The organism is Rhodococcus sp. LB1, from assembly GCF_001583455.1.
Taxonomy (GTDB): Bacteria; Actinomycetota; Actinomycetes; order Mycobacteriales; family Mycobacteriaceae; genus Rhodococcus_F; species Rhodococcus_F opacus.
The window spans coordinates 180,772-200,713 of the sequence record NZ_LTCZ01000334.1 but is presented as its reverse complement, the minus strand read 5'-3'; the positions used below and the strand labels follow the sequence as shown (position 1 = coordinate 200,713).

General features: G+C 68.2%; 23 protein-coding genes and 1 tRNA gene. 13 read left to right on the top strand and 11 right to left on the bottom strand.

Going from position 1 to position 19,942, the window contains the following annotated elements; translation table 11 throughout:
* Positions 1 to 9 precede the first annotated feature (9 nt).
* The 4 genes from AZG88_RS34015 to AZG88_RS34000 all read left to right on the top strand — a co-directional run bounded on the left by AZG88_RS34015 (position 10) and on the right by AZG88_RS34000 (position 2,354).
* Positions 10 to 735 (top strand): FtsB family cell division protein, encoded by a 726-nt coding sequence (locus AZG88_RS34015; protein ID WP_061041485.1) that lies wholly within the window; start codon positions 10 to 12, stop codon positions 733 to 735.
* Positions 732 to 1,286, top strand: a complete 555-nt coding sequence (locus AZG88_RS34010; protein WP_005238853.1) for a DUF501 domain-containing protein — start codon at positions 732 to 734, stop codon at positions 1,284 to 1,286. Before AZG88_RS34015 ends, AZG88_RS34010 begins: the two co-directional genes overlap by 4 nt.
* Complete coding sequence (locus AZG88_RS34005) at positions 1,283 to 2,227, top strand: Ppx/GppA phosphatase family protein (RefSeq protein ID WP_005238854.1); 945 nt, start codon at positions 1,283 to 1,285, stop codon at positions 2,225 to 2,227. The genes AZG88_RS34010 and AZG88_RS34005 overlap by 4 nt, the downstream gene beginning before the upstream one ends.
* 50 nt (positions 2,228 to 2,277) lie before the next feature.
* Positions 2,278 to 2,354: transfer RNA gene (locus tag AZG88_RS34000), tRNA-Leu, on the top strand.
* Positions 2,355 to 2,380: 26 nt separating this feature from the next.
* Here AZG88_RS34000 and AZG88_RS33995 read toward each other — a convergent pair.
* The 3 genes from AZG88_RS33995 to AZG88_RS33985 all read right to left on the bottom strand — a co-directional run bounded on the left by AZG88_RS33995 (position 2,381) and on the right by AZG88_RS33985 (position 4,148).
* Positions 2,381 to 3,157 (bottom strand): class I SAM-dependent methyltransferase, encoded by a 777-nt coding sequence (locus AZG88_RS33995; protein WP_061700313.1) that lies wholly within the window; start codon positions 3,155 to 3,157, stop codon positions 2,381 to 2,383.
* 21 nt (positions 3,158 to 3,178) lie between these two features.
* A complete protein-coding gene (locus tag AZG88_RS33990) occupies positions 3,179 to 3,550 on the bottom strand; it encodes a hypothetical protein (RefSeq protein WP_005238857.1) in 372 nt (123 codons plus the stop codon).
* A 154-nt stretch (positions 3,551 to 3,704) separates the two neighbouring features.
* A complete protein-coding gene (locus AZG88_RS33985) occupies positions 3,705 to 4,148 on the bottom strand; it encodes a hypothetical protein (protein ID WP_005238858.1) in 444 nt (147 codons plus the stop codon).
* Positions 4,149 to 4,316: 168 nt separating this feature from the next.
* Between AZG88_RS33985 and AZG88_RS33980 the strand changes: the two genes are divergently transcribed.
* Together AZG88_RS33980 and AZG88_RS33975 are read left to right on the top strand one after the other, a co-directional pair.
* Positions 4,317 to 4,751, top strand: a complete 435-nt coding sequence (locus AZG88_RS33980) for a hypothetical protein (protein ID WP_061041481.1) — start codon at positions 4,317 to 4,319, stop codon at positions 4,749 to 4,751.
* Positions 4,748 to 5,350, top strand: coding sequence for a metallophosphoesterase (locus AZG88_RS33975; RefSeq protein ID WP_061700312.1), 603 nt, complete (start codon positions 4,748 to 4,750; stop codon positions 5,348 to 5,350). Before AZG88_RS33980 ends, AZG88_RS33975 begins: the two co-directional genes overlap by 4 nt.
* Here the strand turns inward: AZG88_RS33975 and AZG88_RS33970 are convergent.
* The 5 genes from AZG88_RS33970 to AZG88_RS33950 all read right to left on the bottom strand — a co-directional run bounded on the left by AZG88_RS33970 (position 5,322) and on the right by AZG88_RS33950 (position 9,502).
* Positions 5,322 to 6,305, bottom strand: a complete 984-nt coding sequence (locus AZG88_RS33970) for a helix-turn-helix domain-containing protein (RefSeq protein ID WP_061700311.1) — start codon at positions 6,303 to 6,305, stop codon at positions 5,322 to 5,324. The two genes, AZG88_RS33975 and AZG88_RS33970, sit on opposite strands and share 29 nt — an antisense overlap.
* Before the next feature lie 5 nt (positions 6,306 to 6,310).
* Positions 6,311 to 6,850 (bottom strand): MarR family winged helix-turn-helix transcriptional regulator, encoded by a 540-nt coding sequence (locus AZG88_RS33965; protein ID WP_061700339.1) that lies wholly within the window; start codon positions 6,848 to 6,850, stop codon positions 6,311 to 6,313.
* Between the two features lie 90 nt (positions 6,851 to 6,940).
* Positions 6,941 to 7,774 carry a mycofactocin-coupled SDR family oxidoreductase gene (locus tag AZG88_RS33960; RefSeq protein ID WP_061700310.1) on the bottom strand — a complete coding sequence of 278 codons (834 nt, stop codon included), beginning with the start codon at positions 7,772 to 7,774 and terminating at the stop codon, positions 6,941 to 6,943.
* Positions 7,775 to 7,797: 23 nt separating this feature from the next.
* Complete coding sequence (locus AZG88_RS33955) at positions 7,798 to 8,541, bottom strand: SDR family NAD(P)-dependent oxidoreductase (protein WP_005238864.1); 744 nt, start codon at positions 8,539 to 8,541, stop codon at positions 7,798 to 7,800.
* Between the two features lie 25 nt (positions 8,542 to 8,566).
* A complete protein-coding gene (locus AZG88_RS33950; RefSeq protein ID WP_061700309.1) occupies positions 8,567 to 9,502 on the bottom strand; it encodes a 3-oxoacyl-ACP reductase in 936 nt (311 codons plus the stop codon).
* Between the two features lie 244 nt (positions 9,503 to 9,746).
* On the opposite strand from AZG88_RS33950, the gene AZG88_RS33945 reads away from it, so the two are divergent.
* The gene (locus AZG88_RS33945) at positions 9,747 to 11,210 is read left to right on the top strand and encodes an MFS transporter (protein ID WP_025432145.1); all 1,464 of its coding nucleotides are present in this window, start codon (positions 9,747 to 9,749) and stop codon (positions 11,208 to 11,210) included.
* A 90-nt stretch (positions 11,211 to 11,300) separates the two neighbouring features.
* Here AZG88_RS33945 and AZG88_RS33940 read toward each other — a convergent pair whose 3' ends face one another.
* Positions 11,301 to 11,783: a nuclear transport factor 2 family protein gene (locus tag AZG88_RS33940; RefSeq protein ID WP_005238867.1), complete on the bottom strand. Its 483-nt coding sequence runs from the start codon at positions 11,781 to 11,783 to the stop codon at positions 11,301 to 11,303.
* On the bottom strand, positions 11,780 to 12,676 hold the full coding sequence (locus AZG88_RS33935) for an LLM class F420-dependent oxidoreductase (RefSeq protein ID WP_061700308.1): 897 nt from the start codon (positions 12,674 to 12,676) through the stop codon (positions 11,780 to 11,782). The genes AZG88_RS33940 and AZG88_RS33935 overlap by 4 nt, the downstream gene beginning before the upstream one ends.
* 202 nt (positions 12,677 to 12,878) lie before the next feature.
* Here AZG88_RS33935 and AZG88_RS33930 point away from each other — a divergent pair, with 202 nt between their 5' ends.
* Positions 12,879 to 13,772 carry an IclR family transcriptional regulator gene (locus AZG88_RS33930; RefSeq protein WP_061041474.1) on the top strand — a complete coding sequence of 298 codons (894 nt, stop codon included), beginning with the start codon at positions 12,879 to 12,881 and terminating at the stop codon, positions 13,770 to 13,772.
* Positions 13,773 to 13,805: 33 nt separating this feature from the next.
* Here AZG88_RS33930 and AZG88_RS33925 read toward each other — a convergent pair whose 3' ends face one another.
* The gene (locus AZG88_RS33925) at positions 13,806 to 14,342 is read right to left on the bottom strand and encodes a flavin reductase family protein (protein WP_061041473.1); all 537 of its coding nucleotides are present in this window, start codon (positions 14,340 to 14,342) and stop codon (positions 13,806 to 13,808) included.
* 197 nt (positions 14,343 to 14,539) lie between these two features.
* Here AZG88_RS33925 and AZG88_RS33920 point away from each other — a divergent pair, with 197 nt between their 5' ends.
* From AZG88_RS33920 to dmpG, 5 genes are read left to right on the top strand one after another with little or no spacing between them, the layout of a single operon-like run.
* Complete coding sequence (locus AZG88_RS33920) at positions 14,540 to 15,415, top strand: alpha/beta fold hydrolase (RefSeq protein WP_061700307.1); 876 nt, start codon at positions 14,540 to 14,542, stop codon at positions 15,413 to 15,415.
* Positions 15,412 to 17,124 carry an FAD-binding protein gene (locus AZG88_RS33915; protein WP_061700306.1) on the top strand — a complete coding sequence of 571 codons (1,713 nt, stop codon included), beginning with the start codon at positions 15,412 to 15,414 and terminating at the stop codon, positions 17,122 to 17,124. The genes AZG88_RS33920 and AZG88_RS33915 overlap by 4 nt, the downstream gene beginning before the upstream one ends.
* The gene (locus AZG88_RS33910) at positions 17,124 to 17,909 is read left to right on the top strand and encodes a 2-keto-4-pentenoate hydratase (RefSeq protein ID WP_061700305.1); all 786 of its coding nucleotides are present in this window, start codon (positions 17,124 to 17,126) and stop codon (positions 17,907 to 17,909) included. The genes AZG88_RS33915 and AZG88_RS33910 overlap by 1 nt, the downstream gene beginning before the upstream one ends.
* Before the next feature lie 11 nt (positions 17,910 to 17,920).
* Positions 17,921 to 18,823, top strand: coding sequence for an acetaldehyde dehydrogenase (acetylating) (locus AZG88_RS33905; RefSeq protein WP_061700304.1), 903 nt, complete (start codon positions 17,921 to 17,923; stop codon positions 18,821 to 18,823).
* A 36-nt stretch (positions 18,824 to 18,859) separates the two neighbouring features.
* Positions 18,860 to 19,918 (top strand): 4-hydroxy-2-oxovalerate aldolase, encoded by a 1,059-nt coding sequence (dmpG, locus tag AZG88_RS33900; RefSeq protein WP_061700303.1) that lies wholly within the window; start codon positions 18,860 to 18,862, stop codon positions 19,916 to 19,918.
* Positions 19,919 to 19,942 lie beyond the last annotated feature (24 nt).

Below are 19,942 nucleotides of genomic sequence, written 5' to 3'. Positions count from 1 at the left end.
TTGGGGTAGGTGGCACAGCGCGGCAGGCCGCGGTCGTCCGGAGCAAGTCCGGGCGGCCGCGGCTCCGGGCGGGGTGAACGGGTCCGCGGAAACCGGGCGGACGGCGCGCCGGGCGGAGCGCGGCGCCCCCGCACCACCAAGTCGACGACGCCGGGGCAGGCCGACGGCAAGCCGGACGCCGTCGACGGCGCCGACACAGGCAAGGTGCTTCCCGGTCGCGCCCGCCCGAGACGGGTGGGTGCGACCGGGGCCGCCCGCACAATTCGCTCCGAGCACACGATCCTCGGACTGTCGACGGGCCGGGCGCTCGTCCTCGTCATGGTCGTGCTGCTTCTCGCGCTCACCCTCGCGGTTCCGCTGCGCAACTACCTCACCCAGCGTGGGGAAGCGGATCGTATTGCGGCGGAACAGGTTCAGCTCGAAAAGGATCTGCAGGAACTGCGGATACTCGAGGAGCGCTACTCCGACCCCGCCTACATCGAGGCGCAGGCACGCGGCCGGCTCCGGTGGGTGAAGCCCGGCGACACCCCGTTCCAGGTGCAGCTGCCCGGCGACTACAAGGAGCCGGAGAAGCCGGAGGAGAAGGACGCCGAGATGGCAGGCCCCTGGTACTCCGACCTGTGGAAGACCATTTCAGAACCGCCGGCCGCGCCCGAGGTGCAGCCGGCACCGGCTCCGGCGCCCCCCATGGTGCCGCCGCCCGTACCGCCAGAACCAGGAGAACCCACCGGGTGACCACTTCGTCCGACCCGTCCAATCCCGTGCCGCAGGAAGACCTCGACGCCGTCGCCGCCCAGCTGGGCCGCGAACCGCGTGGAGTGCTCGAGATCGCGTACCGCAGTCCCGACGGCACGCCCGGCGTCGTGAAGACCGCGCCCAAACTTCCGGACGGAACACCGTTCCCGACGCTGTACTACCTGACCGATCCGCGACTGACCGCGGAGGCCAGCCGGCAGGAGTCCGCGGGGGTGATGCGTGAGATGACCGAGCGTCTCGGGCAGGACCCGGAACTCGCGGCCGCGTACCTGCGCGCCCACCAGTCGTATCTCGCCGAGCGTGACGCCATCGAGCCGCTGGGAACGGACTTCACCGGCGGCGGAATGCCCGAGCGCGTCAAATGCCTGCACGTGCTGATGGCCCACTCGCTGGCGAAGGGACCGGGCGTCAACCCGCTGGGCGACGAATCGGTGGCCCTCGCCGCGTCCGCGGCAGGCGGAAAGCTGAGGGGCACCGCGATTCCCGCGGACTGGCCCGGCATCGACGACGTCGAAAGTCCCGAGCAGTGACCCGCGTCGCCGCCGTCGACTGCGGCACGAACTCCATCCGCCTGCTCGTCGCCGACGTCGACGAGCAGGGCACACTGCACGACGTGTGTCGCGAGATGCGCGTCGTCCGGCTGGGACAGGGCGTGGACGCCACCGGGCGCCTGGCGCCCGAGGCCATCGAACGCACCCGGGTCGCGTTGAGCGAGTACGCCGGAATGATCGCGGACGCCGGCGCCACCGCAGTCCGCATGGTCGCCACGTCTGCCACCCGCGACGCGTCCAATCGGGAGGACTTCTTCTCGATGACCCGCGAGGTGCTGGGCGCCGTCATCCCCGGCGCCGGGGCCGAAGTCATCACCGGCGACGAGGAAGCACGGCTGTCGTTCAACGGCGCGGTCGGGGAACTCGATCCGTCGCAGGGACCGTTCGTGGTCGTGGACCTCGGCGGCGGTTCCACCGAAGTGGTCCTGGGCGACGAATCCGGCGTCCACGCCGCCTTCTCCACCGACATCGGATGCGTGCGCATCACGGAGCGCTGCCTCCACGACGATCCGCCGACACCTGCACAGGTCGAGGAGGCCCGCGCGTTCGCGCAGGAACGCCTGGACGAGGCGTTCGCGCATGTCCCCGTCGAACAGGCCCACACCTGGGTGGGCGTCGCCGGAACGATGACCACCATTGCCGCGCTCGCCGAAGAACTGCCCGAGTACGACGCCGAGCAGGTGCACCTGTCCCGCATCCCGATGCCCCGGCTGCGCGAGGTCTGCGACTCGCTGATCGCCATGACCCACACCGAGCGGGCCGCCCTCGGCCCGATGCACCCGGGACGGGTCGACGTCATCGGCGGCGGCGCGATCGTGACCCTGACACTGGCCGACGCATTCGAGAAGAAGGCGGGCATCGACCAACTCGTCGTCAGCGAACACGACATCCTCGACGGAATCGCATTGTCGATCGCCTGAGCTAGTGTGATCTGCGCACGGTCGCCGAGCGACACCCTCGGCGACCGGTGGCCCCTATAGCCCAATTGGCAGAGGCAGCGGACTTAAAATCCGCACAGTGTCGGTTCGAGTCCGACTGGGGGCACCACCATGCAGGCGTGCTTCAGCGGCGGGTCAGGACGTTCGGACGAGTTCCGCCCGCATCTGGGTGAACAGGAACAGTCCGGTGCGTCCCGAGATCTGCTCGTACGCGCGCACGACGTCGTCGATGAACTCCGGCACGGCTGCGTCGTCGAGGTGCGTGGTCCAGTCGGTGGATCCGACGGTGCACCACCGCGCGAATTCCTCCCGGGAACCGAAATCCCATTCGACGTCGCGCACGACGAGGTCGGTGGTGTCGAGTCCTGCCACCCTCGCGATGTCGCGGAACTTTTCCGGTTGGATGTGGATGAACGGCGCCGAGAAGTCGGTGAAGTACTCCGCCCATCGCGGGCGCGCCGCCACGGCCATCAAGACGTCTTCGACACTGGTCCGCGGGCCGGCGCACACGATCTGGATGATCACCCGTCCGCCGTCCACGGCGCTGCGGGCGATTCCGGCCAATGCCACCTGCAGGTCGGGGACCCAGTGCAGCGCGTTGAACGACACCGCGACGTCGAACTCGCCGTCGAACGGAAGGTCGCGTGCGTCGGCGATACGGAACTCGGCGCGGGTGCCGTCCGGCACGGCTCTGGATTGGGCCTTCGCGATCATCCGCGGCGATGCGTCCACTCCGACCACCGAACCGCCGGGAAGCCGTTCCGCGATCCGGAGCGTGACGAATCCGTCGCCGCATCCCACGTCGAGCACCCGTTCATTGCCCGCGAGGGCGAGTTCCGCGATCGACTTCTCCGCGACGGCGCGCTGGAGGGCGCCGACGTCGGCGTAGCCCTCGCCGTCCCAATCGACCATGACGGCCGAGCCCGGCCTACCTCAGGCGCCCTGGTGGTGCGGGCTCGAGTGTGCGCCGCCGCCGGATCGCGCGATGGACGCGCGGACGCGGGCCGTGGCCTGCCAGATCTGGGTGCTGTCGTGGACGCTGATGACCGGTATGCCCTGTTCGCGGGCATTCTGAACGGTCAGCGCGTCCTGGGATGAGCCGACCCCGTCGAGGACGTCCTCGGTGACGATCGCGCAGAGCGCGGGGCCGTCCATCTTCCGGACGGGCTCGAGTCCGTGGACCACCATCCACTGCTTGACCATCGCCCAGTGCGACACCTCTTTGTACCGCGTGGGGTTGCCGATGAAGAGAACCCGACGGGAGCGGCGGGCGCGAGCGATATCTATGTGCGTGACGGTAGCCATGGCGGAGGGTTCCTGTCCGTTGCGGGATTCCGTACTGTCAATCCCCGCTCGCGGCGGTTTCGTTACGCGTCGGTCCAAGAAGTTCGCCATTCCCGCGTACGTGAGTGAGAAAGAGTGCTCGAACACGCTTTGCCGCTCACGTACGCACGGTCCGTCAGCTGCCGAACGGGCTACCGGACGAGCCTCCGCCGCCCGGCCCGGATGTCTCGGTGACGGTGACGATGGTGGGTTCGACGGTGCCGTTGGTCAGCGGCGGGATGCTTCCCCACTGCTCGAACGACGGCACGCTCGAGCAAGTCCATTGCACCGTGTATTCGCCGGGGTCGAGGGTGGCCGTGAGCTCGCCGTCGTCTCCGCCCAACACGGTGGTCGGGCCCACGGTGGCGACCGAGACGGTTCCGTCGACGGACCGGACGTCCATCACGCACACCACTGCCCCGGGGGCGGCGTACCGGACGTCCATCACCACGACATTCCCATCGACGCCGATACCGACCGTGAGGTCTTCGGGTGCCGCGGACGCGGTGGGTGCGGCGAGTAGACCCGCGCCGGCGACAGCGGCGGCGATACCTACGGTTCGTGCAATCGTTACCTTCATCGGTGCATCCTTCCGGACTTCTTTGTTACCGGTTGATACGAGGCAGGAGCCACCCGGGAGTATCGCACCTCGAACCCTCATCTGCTGGGATGTGGAAGGTGGAACACTTGCTGGTCTGGGAGTTCAGCGTGTCGATCCGACACCTGGTGCATCGAAGGAGACGGCGAAGTGCTCGGACGGAAGAACTACACGAAGGACGAAATCGATCACGCCGAGGCGTCCGTCGCGGAGCAGGTCGCCGCGTACACGTCGCTGACGGGGGCGATTGCGGGCGAGGTCACGGGCGAGAAGGTTTTCGCCGCCCTCGAGGACTTCGAGCCGCTGTTCTTCGCCAACATGGTCCTGGTGCTGGACCGTTACTTCGTCCACCGGATCCGGGCGGTGACGGGCAAGGACGGGAACCCGCTCAACGAAGTCGAGATCATCGCGGACTCGTTGATGAGCAATGACGGCGTCCTGCGCGGCATCAGCGTCCTGAAGTATGTCTCCGACCAGTCCGTTCTGAAGCTGGAGATCGGCGACCGGATCCGCGTGAGCGCCGACGAATTCGAGCGGCTGTCGGCGGCGTTCTTCGCGGAACTGCGGTCACGGTTCCTGGCATGAGTGTCTGGTTCACGTCCGATCTGCACCTTCGTCACGCACGGCTGGTGGAGATCCGGGGCTTCGAAACGGAGATCGACGCGCACGACCAATCCATCCTCGACGCGCTGGGCGCCGCCGTCGGGAGCGGCGATCAACTCTGGATACTCGGCGACATCACCGTCGGAGGTAAGGCCGCCGAGGACTGGGCGCTGCGCGCACTCGACGAGTTCGCGCGGAAGCGGAACGTCGAAATGCATCTGATCCCCGGCAATCACGACTCGTGTCACCCGATGGCGAACCGCAACAGCCACATCCGGCAACGGGTGTTCCTGGAGACGTTCGCATCGGTGCAGTTGTTCGCGCGGCGCAAGATCGCGGGCGTGACGGTGCTGCTCTCCCATTTCCCGTACGTCGGCGACCACACCGCGGAGGACCGGGGCGTGACGTACCGGTTGCAGGACGAGGGAGACTGGTTGCTGCACGGGCACACTCACCAGGACGGCGTGCTCGACCCGTCCGTGCACCCGCGGCAGATCCACGTGGGCTGGGACAGTTGGCGCAGGCCCGTGCACGTCGACGAGATCGGGGAGATCATCGGATCGGACGCGTCGACCCGGTGACCGGTGTGGCGTCGGCGCGGTATCTGCCGGGCGTCGATCCGTGCGTGTTCTTGAACAGCCGGGAGAAGTGGGCGGCCTCGGCGAAACCCCAGCGGGCACCGATGGCCGAGACGGGCAGATCGCGGTAACGGGGGTCGGCGAGATCGCGTCGGCACTGCTCGAGACGGCGGCGTCGGATCCATCCGCTCACCGTGTCGCCGTCGGCCTCGAAGATCTTCTGCAGGTGCCGCACCGAGATGTGATGCGCGGTGGCGATCGAGTGGAGATCCAGCTCCCGGTCGGCGAGCCGCTCGTCGATGAAGGCGGTGACCCGAACTCGCAGTGCGTTCCCGCGCGACTGCTGGATCAGCCCGTCGGCGAGGTGGAGTTGCTCCGCGAAAGCGGCCGCGACCAGATCGAGGACGGCGTCGCCGAGGTGGACCGCGACGGTGGGGGAGGCGTCGGCGATCTGCTCGCCGAGCCCGCGCAACAGCGGGGTGACGACGGCACCGAGCCCCCGGCCGCCCGGCACCCGGCGCGCGGTGAGCTGGGCGATGCCGTCGGGCGGAACGCGGAGCAGGTGCCGGGGGAACATCACGACGAGCATCCGGAACCGGTCGTCGAACGACAGCTGATACGGCCGGGTCGTGTCGTAGATCGCGAAGTCGCCGGGGGCGAGCGCGGCTGCGCGGCCGTCCTGGCTCAGGACGCAAGACCCGCGCACCTGCAGTCCGAGTTTGAAGTAGTCGGGGTTGGCGGTGCGGATGGTCCGGGGTGTTCGGCGAATGACGTGCGGGGCGGCCGTGACCTCGCTGATCCGGATCGCACCGACCGTCGCGCCGCGCACGACGCCACGGAAGTCGTCGTGGTCTGCCGACGTCATCTCGAGGGGGACGAACGCGTCGCTCACCGACTCGCGGAACTCGTCGAACGAGACGAGGCGTTCCCCCGGACGGATGAGACTGCTCACGACCACCTACCTCAACTGCGTTTGACGGCTTCGCGTGCGGCGGTGCCCGACGCCAGCTTCTCCAGCAACCCGATCAGGACGAGCCGTTCCGACGCTGTCAGCGTCTCGGTCCACGTCTGCTCACGCTTGTTGTGCGCCGAGTACGTGCTGACGATGGCGTCGTGCCCGGCGTCGGTGAGTTCGAGGTCGACCGCCCGGCGGTCGCCTGCGGACGGTCGCCGCGTCACGAGACCGTCGCGCTCGAGCGTATTCACCAGCGCCGACACGGCAGACCTGCTCATCCCGGACAGCGAGGCCACCCGCTTGGCTTCGCACGGTCCGGCGAGCCACAACACGAACAGCACCCGGAATCCGGGCCAGCTCCACCCGCTGGGCCGGTGGACCGTCGACTCGAGGTCGTAGACGAGGGCACTGGTCACGCGGTGCAGCGCGAGAACCAGCCGCATGGACACCGGATCGACCTCGGGCAGTTCGTCGACGGTCTTGCCCACCGCGAAGTCCACGAAGGACAGGAAGTCCAGGTTGCTCTGGTCGGTCGTCTCGTCGGGCATGAGCACAGGTTAGCGGCCGAATCGGTGTAATCAAAGCCTTGACCATTGGCACCCGTGAGTACTTGTCAACCGCCCGACGTTGATAAGTACTCACAGGCCGCGTGCGGCATTGCCCGCGTCGACGGGCAGGACGATGCCGCTGATGTGTGCGCTGCCCTCGGCGGTGAGGAACAGCACGACCCGGGTGATCTCGGCGGCGTCCAGCCATGCCACGGGCTGGGCGTGCAGGCTGCGGAACACCGGTTCCACGTCCTGCGCTCCGGGCATCTCCAGGTCCGGCCGCATCATTCGGTAGAGGGCGTCGTTGTGAATCATCGGTGTCGAGATATTGCCCGGTGCAATCGCATTCACCGTGATGCCGTGCGGGGCGAGGTCGAGCGCCGCGCTCTTGGTGAGCCCGATGACACCCCACTTCGACGCCGCGTACGCGGCCATGTTGGTGTTGCCGGCCCGGCCGAGCATCGACGAGATGGTGACGATCCGGCCGTATCCCCGCCGGATCATTCCGGGCGCCACCGCTCCCACGGTGTTGAAGACGCCGGTGAGATTGGAACCGATCGCCTCCGACCACTGCTCCTGCGTGAGCGACTGCACCGGGGCGGCCACCGAGACGCCGGCATTCGCGACCGCGACGTCGATTCGCCCGAACTCGGACTCCGCCTCCGCGACCAATGCGTCCATCGCGGCCCGGTCCGCGGTGTCCGCCTTGGCGGTGATGCACCGGCGGCCGGTGGCGCGCACCAGCTCCGCGGTCTCGTCGAGATCGGCGGCAGTGGCCAGGGGATAGTTCACGGCCGGGCTGTCCTCGCAGCGGTCGCACAGAACTATGTCCGCTCCGCGTTCGGCCAGTGCGACCGCGTGGCTGCGGCCCTGACCGCGGGCGCCGCCGGTGATCAGGGCGACCCGGCCTTCGAAGTCTTCCATCGTCGTTCTCCTGTCCGGGCGGATCAGCGCAGCTTGATGCTGCCGCCGTCCGCCATCAGTGTCTGTCCGGTCATGTACCGCGAATCTTCGGACGCGAGGAACACCGCGACGGGCGCGATGTCGGTCTCGGGATCGCCGATCCGCTGGAGCGGAACCTTCGCCACGGACGCGGCGGCGCGTTCGGGGAATCGTTCCTGCCAGGCGAGGACGCCCTCGGTCGCGGCGAACGGGCAGATCACGTTGACCCGGATCTGATCGGCGGCCCACTCGTTGGCCGCCACCCGGCTGACGCCGCGGATCGCTTCCTTCGCCGCGGCGTACGACGTCTGGGTGGGCATGCCGTCGAGCCCGGACCCGGACGCGAAGTTGATCACCGAACCCTTCGCCGCCTTCAACTGCTCGTAGCAGGCCTGCATGAGGTGCACGACCGGATAGAACCCGGTCCGGAACGAGAGGTCGAACATCTCCTGGGTGTGGTCGATCAACAGTGCCTGCCGGGATGCGTGGGCGTTGTTGACCAGCACGTCCACGGATCCGAACGCGGCGACGGCGGCGTCCCGGATCTGCTCGGCGGACTCGCGCCGGGAGATGTCGGCGTTCAGGAAGCGAGCGGACGATCCCAGTTCCTGCTCGAGATCCTTGCCGCGTTCGTCGTCGATGTCGACGAACAGGACGTCGGCGCCCTCGCGGACGAACACCGTCGTCACGGCCCGGCCGATGCCTCCGGCGCCGCCGGTCACGATCGCCGTCTTTCCGTGCAGCCTCATCGTGTGCTCCTTCTGCCAGTGTGGCTCAGGCACCGGCGGTGTCGCCGGTCGCCAGCGCGAACTTCTCCAGTTCGGCGACGCTGAACGCGGCATAATTCTCATACGGTCCGCGGCCGGCGAAATAAGGTGTGAGAAGCTCCTCGAGCTCCTCGGGTGAGAACGCGGAACCCGCTGCGTCGAAGCGATTCTCGACCTTCGGTGCCGCCATCAGTGCGACCATCTTGCCGTACACGACGAACACCTGTCCGTTGACCTGGTCGGCGGCGGGGGAGGACAGGTAGTGGACGAGGGTGGCGACCCGTTCGGGGGACAGGGGGTCGAGTCCCGCGTCGGCCGTGTTCTCGCCGAACGCGTCGGCGGTCATGGCCGTCCTGGCGCGCGGGCAGATCGCGTTGGCGCGCACCCCGTAGCGGGACAGGCCCTGTGCCGTCGACAGTGTGAGTGCAGTGATCCCGGCCTTCGCGGCCGAGTAGTTGGGCTGGCCCGCCGATCCGAACAGGAATGCCTCGGACGACGTGTTGACGACCCGCCCGTATACGGGGCCTCCGGCGGCCTTGCTCGCCTCGCGCCAGTGCACTGCCGCGGCCCGCAACGTGGCGGCGTGCCCCTTGAGGTGGACGCGGATGACGTCGTCCCAGTCGGACTCGGAGAGGTTGAAAATCATCTTGTCGCGCAGGATTCCGGCGTTGTTGACGAGGATGTCCATCGATCCGAACGTGCTGACGGCCTCGTGCACGAGGCGTTCGCCCAGCGACCAGTCGGAGACGTCGCCGGTCACGGCGGTGGCGCGGCCGCCGGCCGCCGCGATCTCCGCGGCCACTGCGTGTGCGCCGTCGCCCATGTCGTTGACGACGACTGCCGCCCCGGCGGCGGCGAGTGCGAGGGCTTCGGCCCGGCCGAGGCCTGCGCCCGCGCCGGTGACGACGGCAGTGCGTCCGGCGAGGCTGAGTGATTCCGTCATGGGAACTCCTGATTGCGAGAAGAATTAGATTTCATTCTAGTTGTATCGCATAAACTACTGATCAGTCACCAAAGAAGCGCAATCTGATAGAGGAATGTTTTCTACTTTCCCTGCCGATTCGGCATCGATGACACCGGCTGCGGGCAGGTCTCGGTGAGTGGGAACTGTGGTCGACGTCACTGGGCGGCATGCCAGGTTGGGCGTGCTGATCCTCTCGAATCCCCCGGAGCCACATATGCATAACATGCCCCTGTCCCCAGGTGAGGCGGAGCGCGCACCGCTCTCACGCGGGAAGTCGTTCGCTCTCCTGGCCTTGATCATCCTTCTGGTCGAAGTCATCCCGCTCGCCTACAACTTCGTCACCCCGGCGCTACCGGAGATCGCGAAACACTTCGGCACCGCGAACGTCGGCTGGGTGATCACGATCGTCACGCTCGTCCTCGCCGCCTCGACTCCGCTCGTCGGCAAACTCGGCGACATCTACGGCAAGAAGCGGATGATGCTCGTGTCCGCCGCGGTGTTCGGCGCCGGTTCACTACTCGGCGCGCTGGCCCCCAACTTCGAACTCTTCCTCGTGGGCCGCGGACTCCAGGGTGCGGGGATGGCGATACTCGTGCTCGCCTACGGGTTGATCCGAGACATACTGCCCCCGTCGATCATTCCCGTGGCCGTGGGCTTCGTCGCCACCGGAATGGGCGCCAGCACCATCCTCGGCCCGATCATCGGCGGCTACCTCATCGACCACTTCGGCTACACCGGCGTGTTCTGGGCGCAACTCCTCCACGTGGCGGTCGTCGGAATCGCGGTCGCGATCTTCGTTCCCGAGACCACACTGCGGACGCGGTCGAAGCTCGACGTGCTCGGCGCGGCCATCCTCGGCCTCGGCGCATTCGTGCTGCTGTTCGGCATCGGCAAAGCCACCGCGTGGGGTTACACGGCCCCGCAGACGCTTCTGTGTGTGGGCGGCGGGCTCGCCATTCTCGCCGGCTGGCTGCTCTACGAACGCACGCCGAAGGAACCGCTCATCGACCTGCAGATGCTGAAGCAGGGACCCGTCGCGAAGACATTGGCCGCCAGCGGTTTCGTCCAGTTCGTCCTGGTCAGTCATTCGATGCTCATCCCGATGTTCGTGATGACCGATCCCGACCTCGGTCTCGGTTACGGATTCGGAGTGACCGCCCTTGCCGTCGCCGTCTACACCGTCCCCACGGGCGTCGTGTCGATGATCGCGGGCCCGGTCGGCGGATACTTCACCCGTCGTATCGGCCCGGCGCCGGTTCTGGTGTTCGGCGGCGCGTCCCTCGCTCTCGGATCGTTCCTGCTCGCTACGCTGCACGACTCGACGGTCCAGATGATGTTCGGGCAGTTGGTGATCGGCCTCGGGCTCGGTTCCGCGTCGGCGACGCTGCCGAACCTCATCATGCGCACCGTGCCCGCGCAGACGCAGGGGATTGCCGGCGGGATGCTGAACCTGTCCGGCTCGCTGGGCAGTGCGATCGGCAGTCAGGTGATGATCGCCATCGTCGCGATCCCCGGTGTCGTGCTGGTGGGCCGCGCCGCGCAGTATTCGGAGAAGGGCTTCGTCTACGCCTTCTTCACACTCGCCGTCGCGGGACTGCTGGCCGCGGTGATGGGACTTCTCCTCACTCGCAACAAGATCGAGCGTCCAGTGGACGCGACGGCGCCCAAGTCGGAGATGGTCGCCTGATCTTTCCTCCGCGCACATCGTTCCTCCGCGCGCACCGACACGAGGCCCGTATCATCTGCGGGCCTCGTGTCGGTGTGGCAGAGCCGGTGCTCAGGCGCGCACACCAGCCGCCAGCAGGGTGCGCGCCTCCTCCCGACCGTCGAGCAACCGATTGACGCGCCGGGTCACCTTCCACGCGCCGTCGATCTTGGCGAGCTCCCACCGGTTGGCGGTGATCCGGTGGACGCGGAACCCGTCGTCGTCGTGAATGATCAACTGCGACTTGCACGTGGCCACCGCGGTGTCACCGTCGACGCGCACGTGCCCGGGCTCGAGCATGTGCGCGCAGCCACCACCGATCCAGCCCTGATGCGCCTGCGACTGCACCATCGCCGTGATGGCCGCATGCCCGCGCATCACCCCGGTGTCGACGTCGTACACGCCGTCCTCGGTCCACAGCCGCGCGACCGCGTCGGCCGAACCGCTGTCGATGGCGGGACCGTAGGCGGTCATCAATTCGAGGATGGCGAGCTTGTCTTCGAGTGCGGTGACGCGTTCGGCGAGTGCGCGGACGAGTTCGTCGGTGCCGGTCATGGACGGATCCTGTCTTCGGTTGCGGTGCGGAAGGAGAGGCCGAGTTCGTCGCCCAACTGCCGGAGGGCCTCCAGTTGCTCGCAGTAGTGGGCTGCGCTCGTGGACGCGAGGGTGACGCTGACGACGGTCGTCCCGGCGTCGCGTCGTCGTTCGAGGGCGCGGGTCACGGTGTCGCGGGAGCCGATCGGGTCCAGGGGCGCGCCCGCGCTGAGGACCACGTCGAATCCGTCGGGGACGTCGACCCTGGCGAGCAGCGCGCACAACTCGTCGAGAGAGAGGCCGAACGGCACCCACCCGTCGCCGAGCGTCGCAGCGCGGCGCAGGGACCGCAGTGTCCGTCCCCCGATCCACAGCGGGACCCGCGGCTGGACGGCGTGCGGTTCGACGACGACGCCGTCGAAGTCGAAGAACGTGCCGTGGTACTCGGGTCGAGATTGCGACAGCGACGCACGGAGCGCCGCGAGTGCGTCGTCGGCGCGGGCGCCCCGGTCGTCGAAGTGGGCGCCGAGCAGGTCGAATTCCTCGCGCAGGCTGCCCACGCCGAGGCCCAGGACGAGCCGGCCGCCGCTGACGACGTCGAGCGTGCCGTAGCGCTTCGCGATCTCGAGGGGGTGGTGATACCCGAGTACGAGAACCTGGGTAGCGAGGCGGATGCCGGTGGTCTGGGCGGCGAGGAACCCGAGTGTCGCGAGCGGGTCCCAGTAGGTGCCGCCGCGCTCGACCGCGACGTCGGTGGGTACGGCGACGTGCTCGCTGCAGGTGAGGTGGTGGTAGCCGAGGCGGTCGGCAGTGCGGGCGATCGCGGTCAACTCCGCGATGCCGGCGCCGAGCTCCCAGTCTGCGCGGACGGCGGGGTGCGCGATGACGATGGGCGGCGCGATTCCTATGTGCATCAGTTCGTTACTCCGCTGTCGGGGGGTCGGTCTGTCGTCACCGTTGTAGTGGAGGTGCCCGGGTGCCGCGCGGGCATTCCCGGTGACCGGACGCGGCGGTTGTCCGAATTCTTCCCCGCGGCGGGCACGACTGGTACATTTTAAGAATTCATTTCAATTTTTGTCGGGCGTATGCGTGTGACCAGGATATTTGGAGGCGTCGATGACTGTCGTCGATTCGGATGATGCACTGTCGGTACCCGCTGCGAAGAAGGATCTGCCCCCGTCGATGGTCGAGCGGATGACGCTGATCCTCGACGCGTTCGACGGCCGCACGTCGCGCCTGACCCTCGAGGAGGTCGCGTGCCGCACCCGGCTGCCGCGGTCCACGGTGCACCGCATCCTCGACCAGTTGGTCCGCCTCGACTGGGTCGACCACGCGAGCTTCGGCTATTGCCTCGGACGGCGCGCGATGGGGCTCGGCGGCGGCGACAACGGGCACAGCCAGGTGCGGGCCGCGGCGGCCCCGCTGCTGCACGAACTGCACATGCAGACCGGAATGGTGGTGCACCTGGCCGTGCTGGACGGCGCGGAGAGCGTGTATCTGGACAAGGTGGGCGGGCGAATGGCCGCGAGCCTGCCGTCGCGGGTGGGTGGGCGCGTTCCCGCCTACACGACGGCGGGCGGCAAGGCGATGCTGGCGTGGGTCGACCCGGAGCAGGTCGACAGCATGTACGGGCCGCGGCTCAACCGGAGCACGGACCGCACGATCACCGAACTGTCCACACTGCACCAGGAGCTCAACCGGATCCGGCAGCGCCGCGGTCTCGCGTTCGAGCGGGGGGAGGCGGTGCGCGGAATCGGTTGCGTCGGTGTCGCGGTCCGCAGCGCCGACGGGCCGGTGGCCGGCATCTCGCTGTGCGGCGACGCGCGCACCGTCCAACTCGAACGCGTCGCCCCGCTCGTCGTCGACGCCGCGAGGGAAGTCACCCGGACGCTCCACCCCGAGCTGGGAACACCCCGTCGCGGCCGCCGGACCCCGGAAATGCCGGACAGCTCCTGGTCGACCGAGACCCTGGACCAGCTCCTCGCGGTGCAGTCCGGGCAATGGCTGTAGCGCCCGTGCGCGCGTGACGAGTCTCCGGACTCGCTACGCGCGCACGGGTCGCGGAGCGGCGTCGAGGCCGAAACCGCCCCGGAAGAACACCATCGGACGCTCCTCGCACACCGATTCGAGTTCCAGGACGCGTCCGATCACCACGTCGTGGTCGCCGGCGGTATGCACCGACTGCACGTCCGCGTGCACGCGCACGAGAACCCCCGGCAGCGACGGCGTCGACCACCGCGACGGCTCCCAGGACAGACCGTCGAACTTGGTGCCCCGGCTCGAGCCGAACCGGAAACAGAGGTCCGTCTGGTCCTCGCGCAGCACGTTGATCGTGAAGCGCCCCGACCGCCGGATGCGCGGCCATGCCCGCCCGCGGTGATCGGCGCAGAACAGGATCAGCGGCGGCTCCAGGGACACCGACGCGAACGACTGACACGTGAATCCCACCGGACCCTCCGTGTCGAGCCCGGTCACCACTGTCACTCCGCTGGCGAATTGGCCGAGGGCACGGCGCATCTCGTCCGGTGACGGTGCGTCCGAGCGTGTCCCGGGCTGGGTGCCGGCCGGTTCCGTTGCCATCAGACCGCCTCCGATTGCTCTTCCGTCGCCGACCCGTTCGACGATCGTCCCCGAGGCTAAGGACGGCCCGGAAACGTCACGAGATGCCGTCTCGGTCAGTGGAAATCCCCGGCCGATGCCTGCGCGAGCAGGGCGATGTCTCGCTGACCGGGATCGCTTCTGTCCGAGCCGGGAGCGCGCTGGCAACGTGACCGACCATGACGACTGACTCGAGTTACGAGGGCACCCTGAAGGAGCTGAAGACCGACCTCGGCGTGCTTCGCTACCACGAGGCCGGCGACGGCCCGCCTCTTCTGCTGCTGCACGGCTCCGGCCCCGGCGTGACGGGGTGGCGCAACTTCCGCGGCAACCTCGGCGTCTTCGCCGAGCACTTCCGCACCTTCGTCCTGGAGTTCCCGGGATTCGGGGTCAGCGACGACTTCGGCGGTCATCCGATGCTCACCGCAGGCGACGCGGTACTCCGCTTCCTCGACGGGCTCGGACTCGACGAGGTGGCGATGCTCGGAAACTCGATGGGCGGCATTGTCGCCACCCAGTTCGCCATCGCACACCCCGACCGGGTCGGCAAGCTGATCACCATCGGGGGCATCGGCAGGAACCTCTTCAGCCCCGGCCCCGGTGAGGGCATCAACCTCCTGATGGAGTTCACGGACGACCCCACCCGGGAACGACTGATCGCGTGGCTGCACTCGATGGTGTTCGACCCCGCGATGGTCACCGAGGAACTGATCGAGGAACGCTGGACGCAGGCAACCGACCCCGAGACCCTCGCCAGCGCCCGCAAGATGTACAGCAAGGCGGCGTTCGAGGCCGGCGCCAAGGCGGCACTCGAGTCCGATGCGACGCCGTACTGGGCTCAGCTGCACAAGGTGAAGGCGCCGACGCTGCTCACGTGGGGTCGCGACGACCGGGTCAGCCCGCTGGACATGGCGATCATCCCGATGCGGTCGATTCCGCGGGCGGAACTGCACGTGTTCCCGAACTGCGGGCACTGGGCGATGATCGAGCAGAAGACGGCGTTCGAGAGTGCCGTCCTCGCCTTCCTGCTCCGCAAGGACGGCACCGGACGATGAGCGGCACCGAAGAAAACTTCGACACCACAGTCGATTTCCTCGTCGTCGGCAGCGGTGGCGGCGGCATGGCCGCGGCGATCACCGCGGCCGACCGGGGAATCGACACTCTCGTCATCGACAAGGGCGCCACGTTCGGCGGATCCACCGCCATCTCCGGGGGCGGCATCTGGATTCCCAACGCCCCGACACTGCGGGAGAAGGGGGTGGTCGACTCGCGGGAATCGATCCGCCGCTACCTCGACATCATCACCGAGGGCACGGTTCCCGCCGACCGTCTCGACGCGTTCGTCGACAAGGGCCCCGAGCTGATGGACCTGCTCGACCGCAGCCCGCACATGAAGCTCTACTGGGTGAAGGGCTACTCCGACTACCACCCGGAGTACGACGGCGGCCGTCCGCTCGGACGCACCATCGAATGCAAGCCGTTCGACACCCGGGCGCTGAAGGAGGACGAGCAGTACCAGCGGCCGAACAGCATGAAGGGTCCGCTGGGACTGTGGGTCACGTCCAAGGACTACCACGACCTCGCGATGGTCAAGCGCACCTGGAAGGGCCGCAAGGCATCACTGGTCGCGGCGTGGCGGGTGGCGTCCAACGTGATCCGCCGCCGCCACATGGCCACCGGCGGCCGCGCACTCGTGGCGCGAATGCGGATGGTCCTCCAGGACGCCGGGGTGCCGCTGTGGCTGAAGACGTCGATGACGGAACTGATCGTCGACGGAACCGGTGCGGTCGTGGGCGTGCTCGCCGAGCGTGACGGGCAGACGATCCGTATCGGCGCGCGTCGCGGTGTGCTGCTCGCGACCGGCGGCTTCGACCACAACCAGGACATGCGCGCGAAGTACCTGCCCAAGCACGGCGTCCCGGACGTCAGCGCCGGCGCCCGGGAGAACACCGGCGACGGCATCGTCGCGGGCCAGAAGCTCGGCGCGGCAGTCGACCTCATGGACGACGCCTGGTGGATGCCGTCGGTGTTCCACCCGATGGGCGCCGTGATCCCGCTCGTGTCGGAGCGGTGTATTCCGCCGTCGGTGATCGTCAACGGCCGCGGCGAACGCTTCACCAACGAGTCGTCGCCGTACGTGAATTTCGTCCACGACCAACTCGACGGCGGTCACGTCCCGGCGTGGTTCGTGATGGACGGCAAGGCGAAGTCGCGGTACCCGTTCGCGCAGGTGCTGCCGGGTGTGCCGTTCCCGCAGGGGTTCTACGACTCCGGGGTCGTGCACAAGGCGGACACGCTGCGTGACCTCGCCGACGCGATCGGCGTCAAGGCCGACACCCTGGTCGCGACCATCGACCGGTTCAACGGCTTCGCCCGCACCGGCAAGGACGAGGACTTCGGCCGCGGCGACAGCGCATACGACCGGTACTACGGCGACCCGACGATGAAGAACCCGTGCCTCGACGAGATCGTCGAGGGACCGTTCTACGCGATCCGGTGCGAGGCCGGCGACCTGGGCACCAAGGGCGGCCTCGTCACCGACGCCGACGCGCGGGTGCTCCGCGAGGACGGTTCCGTCATCGACGGCCTGTACGCCACCGGCAACACGTCGGCGTCGGTGATGGGCAACGAATACGCCGGTGCGGGCGCGACCATCGGTCCCGCCATGGTGTTCGGCTACATCGCCGCGCTGCACGTCGCCGACGTGAGTGGCAAAGGGTCCCCGGACACACGACAGCACTCACGTGCGGGAGAGGTGGCGTGATGCTGAGCGATTCGCAACGACTGTCCGCCGCCCACCTCCTGCGGAACGCCGAACACGGCCGTGCGCCGATCGACCCGTTGACCACCGTGTTCCCGGGCATCGACGTCGTCGACGCCTACGAGATCGCGCTGATCAACATCCGGGCGCGGCGGGAAGCGGGGGAGACGGTGTACGGCCACAAGGTCGGGCTGTCGTCCGAGGTCATGCAGAAGATGATGGGCGTCGACGAACCCGACTACGGGCATCTGCTGTCGAGCATGGTGTACGCCGAGGGGACGCCGATCGACACCGCCCGATTCTGCTACCCGCGCATCGAGGTGGAGATCGGGTACGTCCTCGGCGAGACCCTGCCGGGGGAGGGATGCACCGAGGCGGACGTGCTGGCGGCCACCGAATACATCGTTCCCAGCATCGAACTGATCGACTCCCGCATCACCGACTGGAAGATCGGACTCGCCGACACGATCGCCGACAACGCGTCCTCGGCCGGGGTGATCCTCGGTGCCGGACGGGTGGAACCGGCGAACGTCGACATCGGCGGGATCTCCGCCGTGCTGTTCCAAGGTGAGGAGGAGATCGCGCGGGGCGAGGCGTCGGCGGTGCTCGGCAATCCCACGAAGGCCGTGGCGTGGCTGGCCCGGAAGGTCGCGAGCTTCGGAGTGCGACTGGAGGCCGGGCACGTGATCCTGCCCGGCTCGTGCACCCGCGCGATCGACGCCCGGCCCGGCGACGTGTTCCGCGCCGATTTCAGTGACATCGGTTCCGTATCAGTAGAATTCAAGTAAAGGCGACAACTGTGACCAAGGCTCTCGCCGCGATCGTCGGATCCGGCAACATCGGCACCGACCTCCTGTACAAGCTCCTCCGCTCGGAGATCATCGAGCCCCGCTGGATGATCGGCGTCGACCCGGACAGCGAGGGACTGGAGCGCGCCGCGGACCGGGGTGTGATCGCCAGTGCCGAGGGCGTCGACTGGCTGCTCGCCCAGGACGAGCGTCCCGACATCGTCTTCGAGGCCACGTCCGCCTACGTGCACCGGGTGAACGCGCCCCGTTACCGGGAACTCGGCATCCAGGCCGTCGACCTCACCCCCGCCGCGCTCGGACCTGCCGTCGTGCCCGCCGTGAACATGGGCGAGCACCGGACCGCGTCGAACGTCAACCTCATCACGTGCGGCGGCCAGGCGACCATCCCGATGGTCCACGCCGTCTCCCGGATCACCGAGGTGGCGTACGCCGAGATCGTCGCCAGCGTGGCGTCGCCGTCCGCAGGCCCGGGTACCCGCGCGAACATCGACGAGTTCACGATCACCACGAGCCGGGGCATCGAGACGATCGGCGGGGCGAAGAAGGGCAAGGCCATCATCATCCTGAACCCGGCCGAACCGCCGATGTTCATGAAGGACACCGTGTTCTGCTCCATTCCCGCCGACGCCGACCGGGACGCGATCACCGCGTCCATCCACGACGTCGCGGCATCCGTGCAGGCGTACGTCCCCGGCTACCGCCTGCGCGCCGAACCGCAGTTCGACGACCCGACGCCGATCAGCGGTGGCCTCGCCCGGGTCGGCATCTTCCTCGAGGTCGAGGGAGCGGGCGACTTTCTGCCGCCCTATTCCGGCAACCTCGACATCATGACCGCCGCCGCCACCAAGGTCGGCGAGAGCTTCGCGACGCAGATCCTCGGCGCGAGCGTCTGAGCGCGTCCGCCCCATTCACTCTTCGAAGGAATACCGATGCCTTACAGTGCTGATCTCGACATCCGGGTGACGGACTCGTCGCTGCGCGACGGCTCCCACGCCAAGCGACACCAGTTCACCGTCGAACACGTCCGCTCGATCGTCGGGGCGCTCGACGCCGCCGGGGTTCCGGTCATCGAGGTCACCCACGGCGACGGACTCGGCGGTTCCTCGTTCAACTACGGCTTCAGCCACACCCCGGAGCAGGAGCTGATCAAGGCCGCCGTGGAGACCGCGGAACGGGCGAAGATCGCCTTCCTCATGCTCCCCGGGCTGGGCGTGCAATCCGACATCCGGGAGGCGGCGGACAACGGCGCGAGCATCTGCCGCATCGCCACGCACTGCACCGAAGCCGACATCTCCGTGCAGCATTTCGGGCTCGCCCGCGACCTCGGGCTGGAGACGGTCGGGTTCCTCATGATGTCGCACAGCCAACCCCCCGAGGTGCTCGCGCAGCAGGCCCGGATCATGGCCGACGCCGGATGCCAGTGCGTGTACGTGGTCGATTCGGCCGGGGCACTGATCATGAACGCCGTCAGCGACCGCGTGTCCGCACTGGTGACCGAACTCGGCGACGACGCACAGGTCGGCTTCCACGGTCACGAGAACCTCGGCCTCGGCGTCGCCAACTCGGTGCTCGCCGTCGAGGCCGGCGCCCTGCAGATCGACGGCTCCACCCGGCGTTTCGGTGCGGGTGCGGGCAACACTCCGGTCGAGGCGTTCGCCGCCGTCACCGAGAAGCTCGGAATCCGCACGGGCATTGACACTCTGAAGATCATCGACGCCGCCGAGGACGTTGTCCGGCCGATCATGGACGGCGACTGCCTGCTCGACCGGCTGTCGCTGACCATGGGCTACGCGGGTGTCTACTCCAGCTTCCTCAAGCACGCCGATTCCCACGCCCGCCGGTACGGCGTGTCCGGTGCGGAGATCCTCATCGAGGCCGGCCGACGCAAGCTGGTCGGCGGTCAGGAGGACCAGCTGATCGAGATCGCCCTCGGTCTCGCAGACCGGGACTCCGCGGGTTCCACAGTCGCCGAGAAGAAGTCCGCCTAGGCGTTTCGCCGGGTACCGACACCA

Excerpts from the sequence above, each read along its gene's own strand:
- AZG88_RS33935 (WP_061700308.1), bottom strand. The coding sequence starts at position 12,676 with ATGCACATAGGAATCGCGCCGCCCATCGTCATCGCGCACCCCGCCGTC.
- AZG88_RS33985 (WP_005238858.1), bottom strand. The coding sequence starts at position 4,148 with ATGAAGGTAACGATTGCACGAACCGTAGGTATCGCCGCCGCTGTCGCC.
- AZG88_RS33910 (WP_061700305.1), top strand. The coding sequence starts at position 17,124 with ATGCTGAGCGATTCGCAACGACTGTCCGCCGCCCACCTCCTGCGGAAC.
- AZG88_RS33930 (WP_061041474.1), top strand. The coding sequence starts at position 12,879 with ATGACTGTCGTCGATTCGGATGATGCACTGTCGGTACCCGCTGCGAAG.
- AZG88_RS33940 (WP_005238867.1), bottom strand. The coding sequence starts at position 11,783 with ATGACCGGCACCGACGAACTCGTCCGCGCACTCGCCGAACGCGTCACC.
- AZG88_RS33975 (WP_061700312.1), top strand. The coding sequence starts at position 4,748 with ATGAGTGTCTGGTTCACGTCCGATCTGCACCTTCGTCACGCACGGCTG.
- AZG88_RS33950 (WP_061700309.1), bottom strand. The coding sequence starts at position 9,502 with ATGACGGAATCACTCAGCCTCGCCGGACGCACTGCCGTCGTCACCGGC.
- AZG88_RS33995 (WP_061700313.1), bottom strand. The coding sequence starts at position 3,157 with ATGGTCGATTGGGACGGCGAGGGCTACGCCGACGTCGGCGCCCTCCAG.
- AZG88_RS33925 (WP_061041473.1), bottom strand. The coding sequence starts at position 14,342 with ATGGCAACGGAACCGGCCGGCACCCAGCCCGGGACACGCTCGGACGCA.
- AZG88_RS33990 (WP_005238857.1), bottom strand. The coding sequence starts at position 3,550 with ATGGCTACCGTCACGCACATAGATATCGCTCGCGCCCGCCGCTCCCGT.
- AZG88_RS33965 (WP_061700339.1), bottom strand. The coding sequence starts at position 6,850 with ATGCCCGACGAGACGACCGACCAGAGCAACCTGGACTTCCTGTCCTTC.
- dmpG (WP_061700303.1), top strand. The coding sequence starts at position 18,860 with ATGCCTTACAGTGCTGATCTCGACATCCGGGTGACGGACTCGTCGCTG.
- AZG88_RS33920 (WP_061700307.1), top strand. The coding sequence starts at position 14,540 with ATGACGACTGACTCGAGTTACGAGGGCACCCTGAAGGAGCTGAAGACC.
- AZG88_RS33945 (WP_025432145.1), top strand. The coding sequence starts at position 9,747 with ATGCCCCTGTCCCCAGGTGAGGCGGAGCGCGCACCGCTCTCACGCGGG.
- AZG88_RS33955 (WP_005238864.1), bottom strand. The coding sequence starts at position 8,541 with ATGAGGCTGCACGGAAAGACGGCGATCGTGACCGGCGGCGCCGGAGGC.
- AZG88_RS33915 (WP_061700306.1), top strand. The coding sequence starts at position 15,412 with ATGAGCGGCACCGAAGAAAACTTCGACACCACAGTCGATTTCCTCGTC.
- AZG88_RS33960 (WP_061700310.1), bottom strand. The coding sequence starts at position 7,774 with ATGGAAGACTTCGAAGGCCGGGTCGCCCTGATCACCGGCGGCGCCCGC.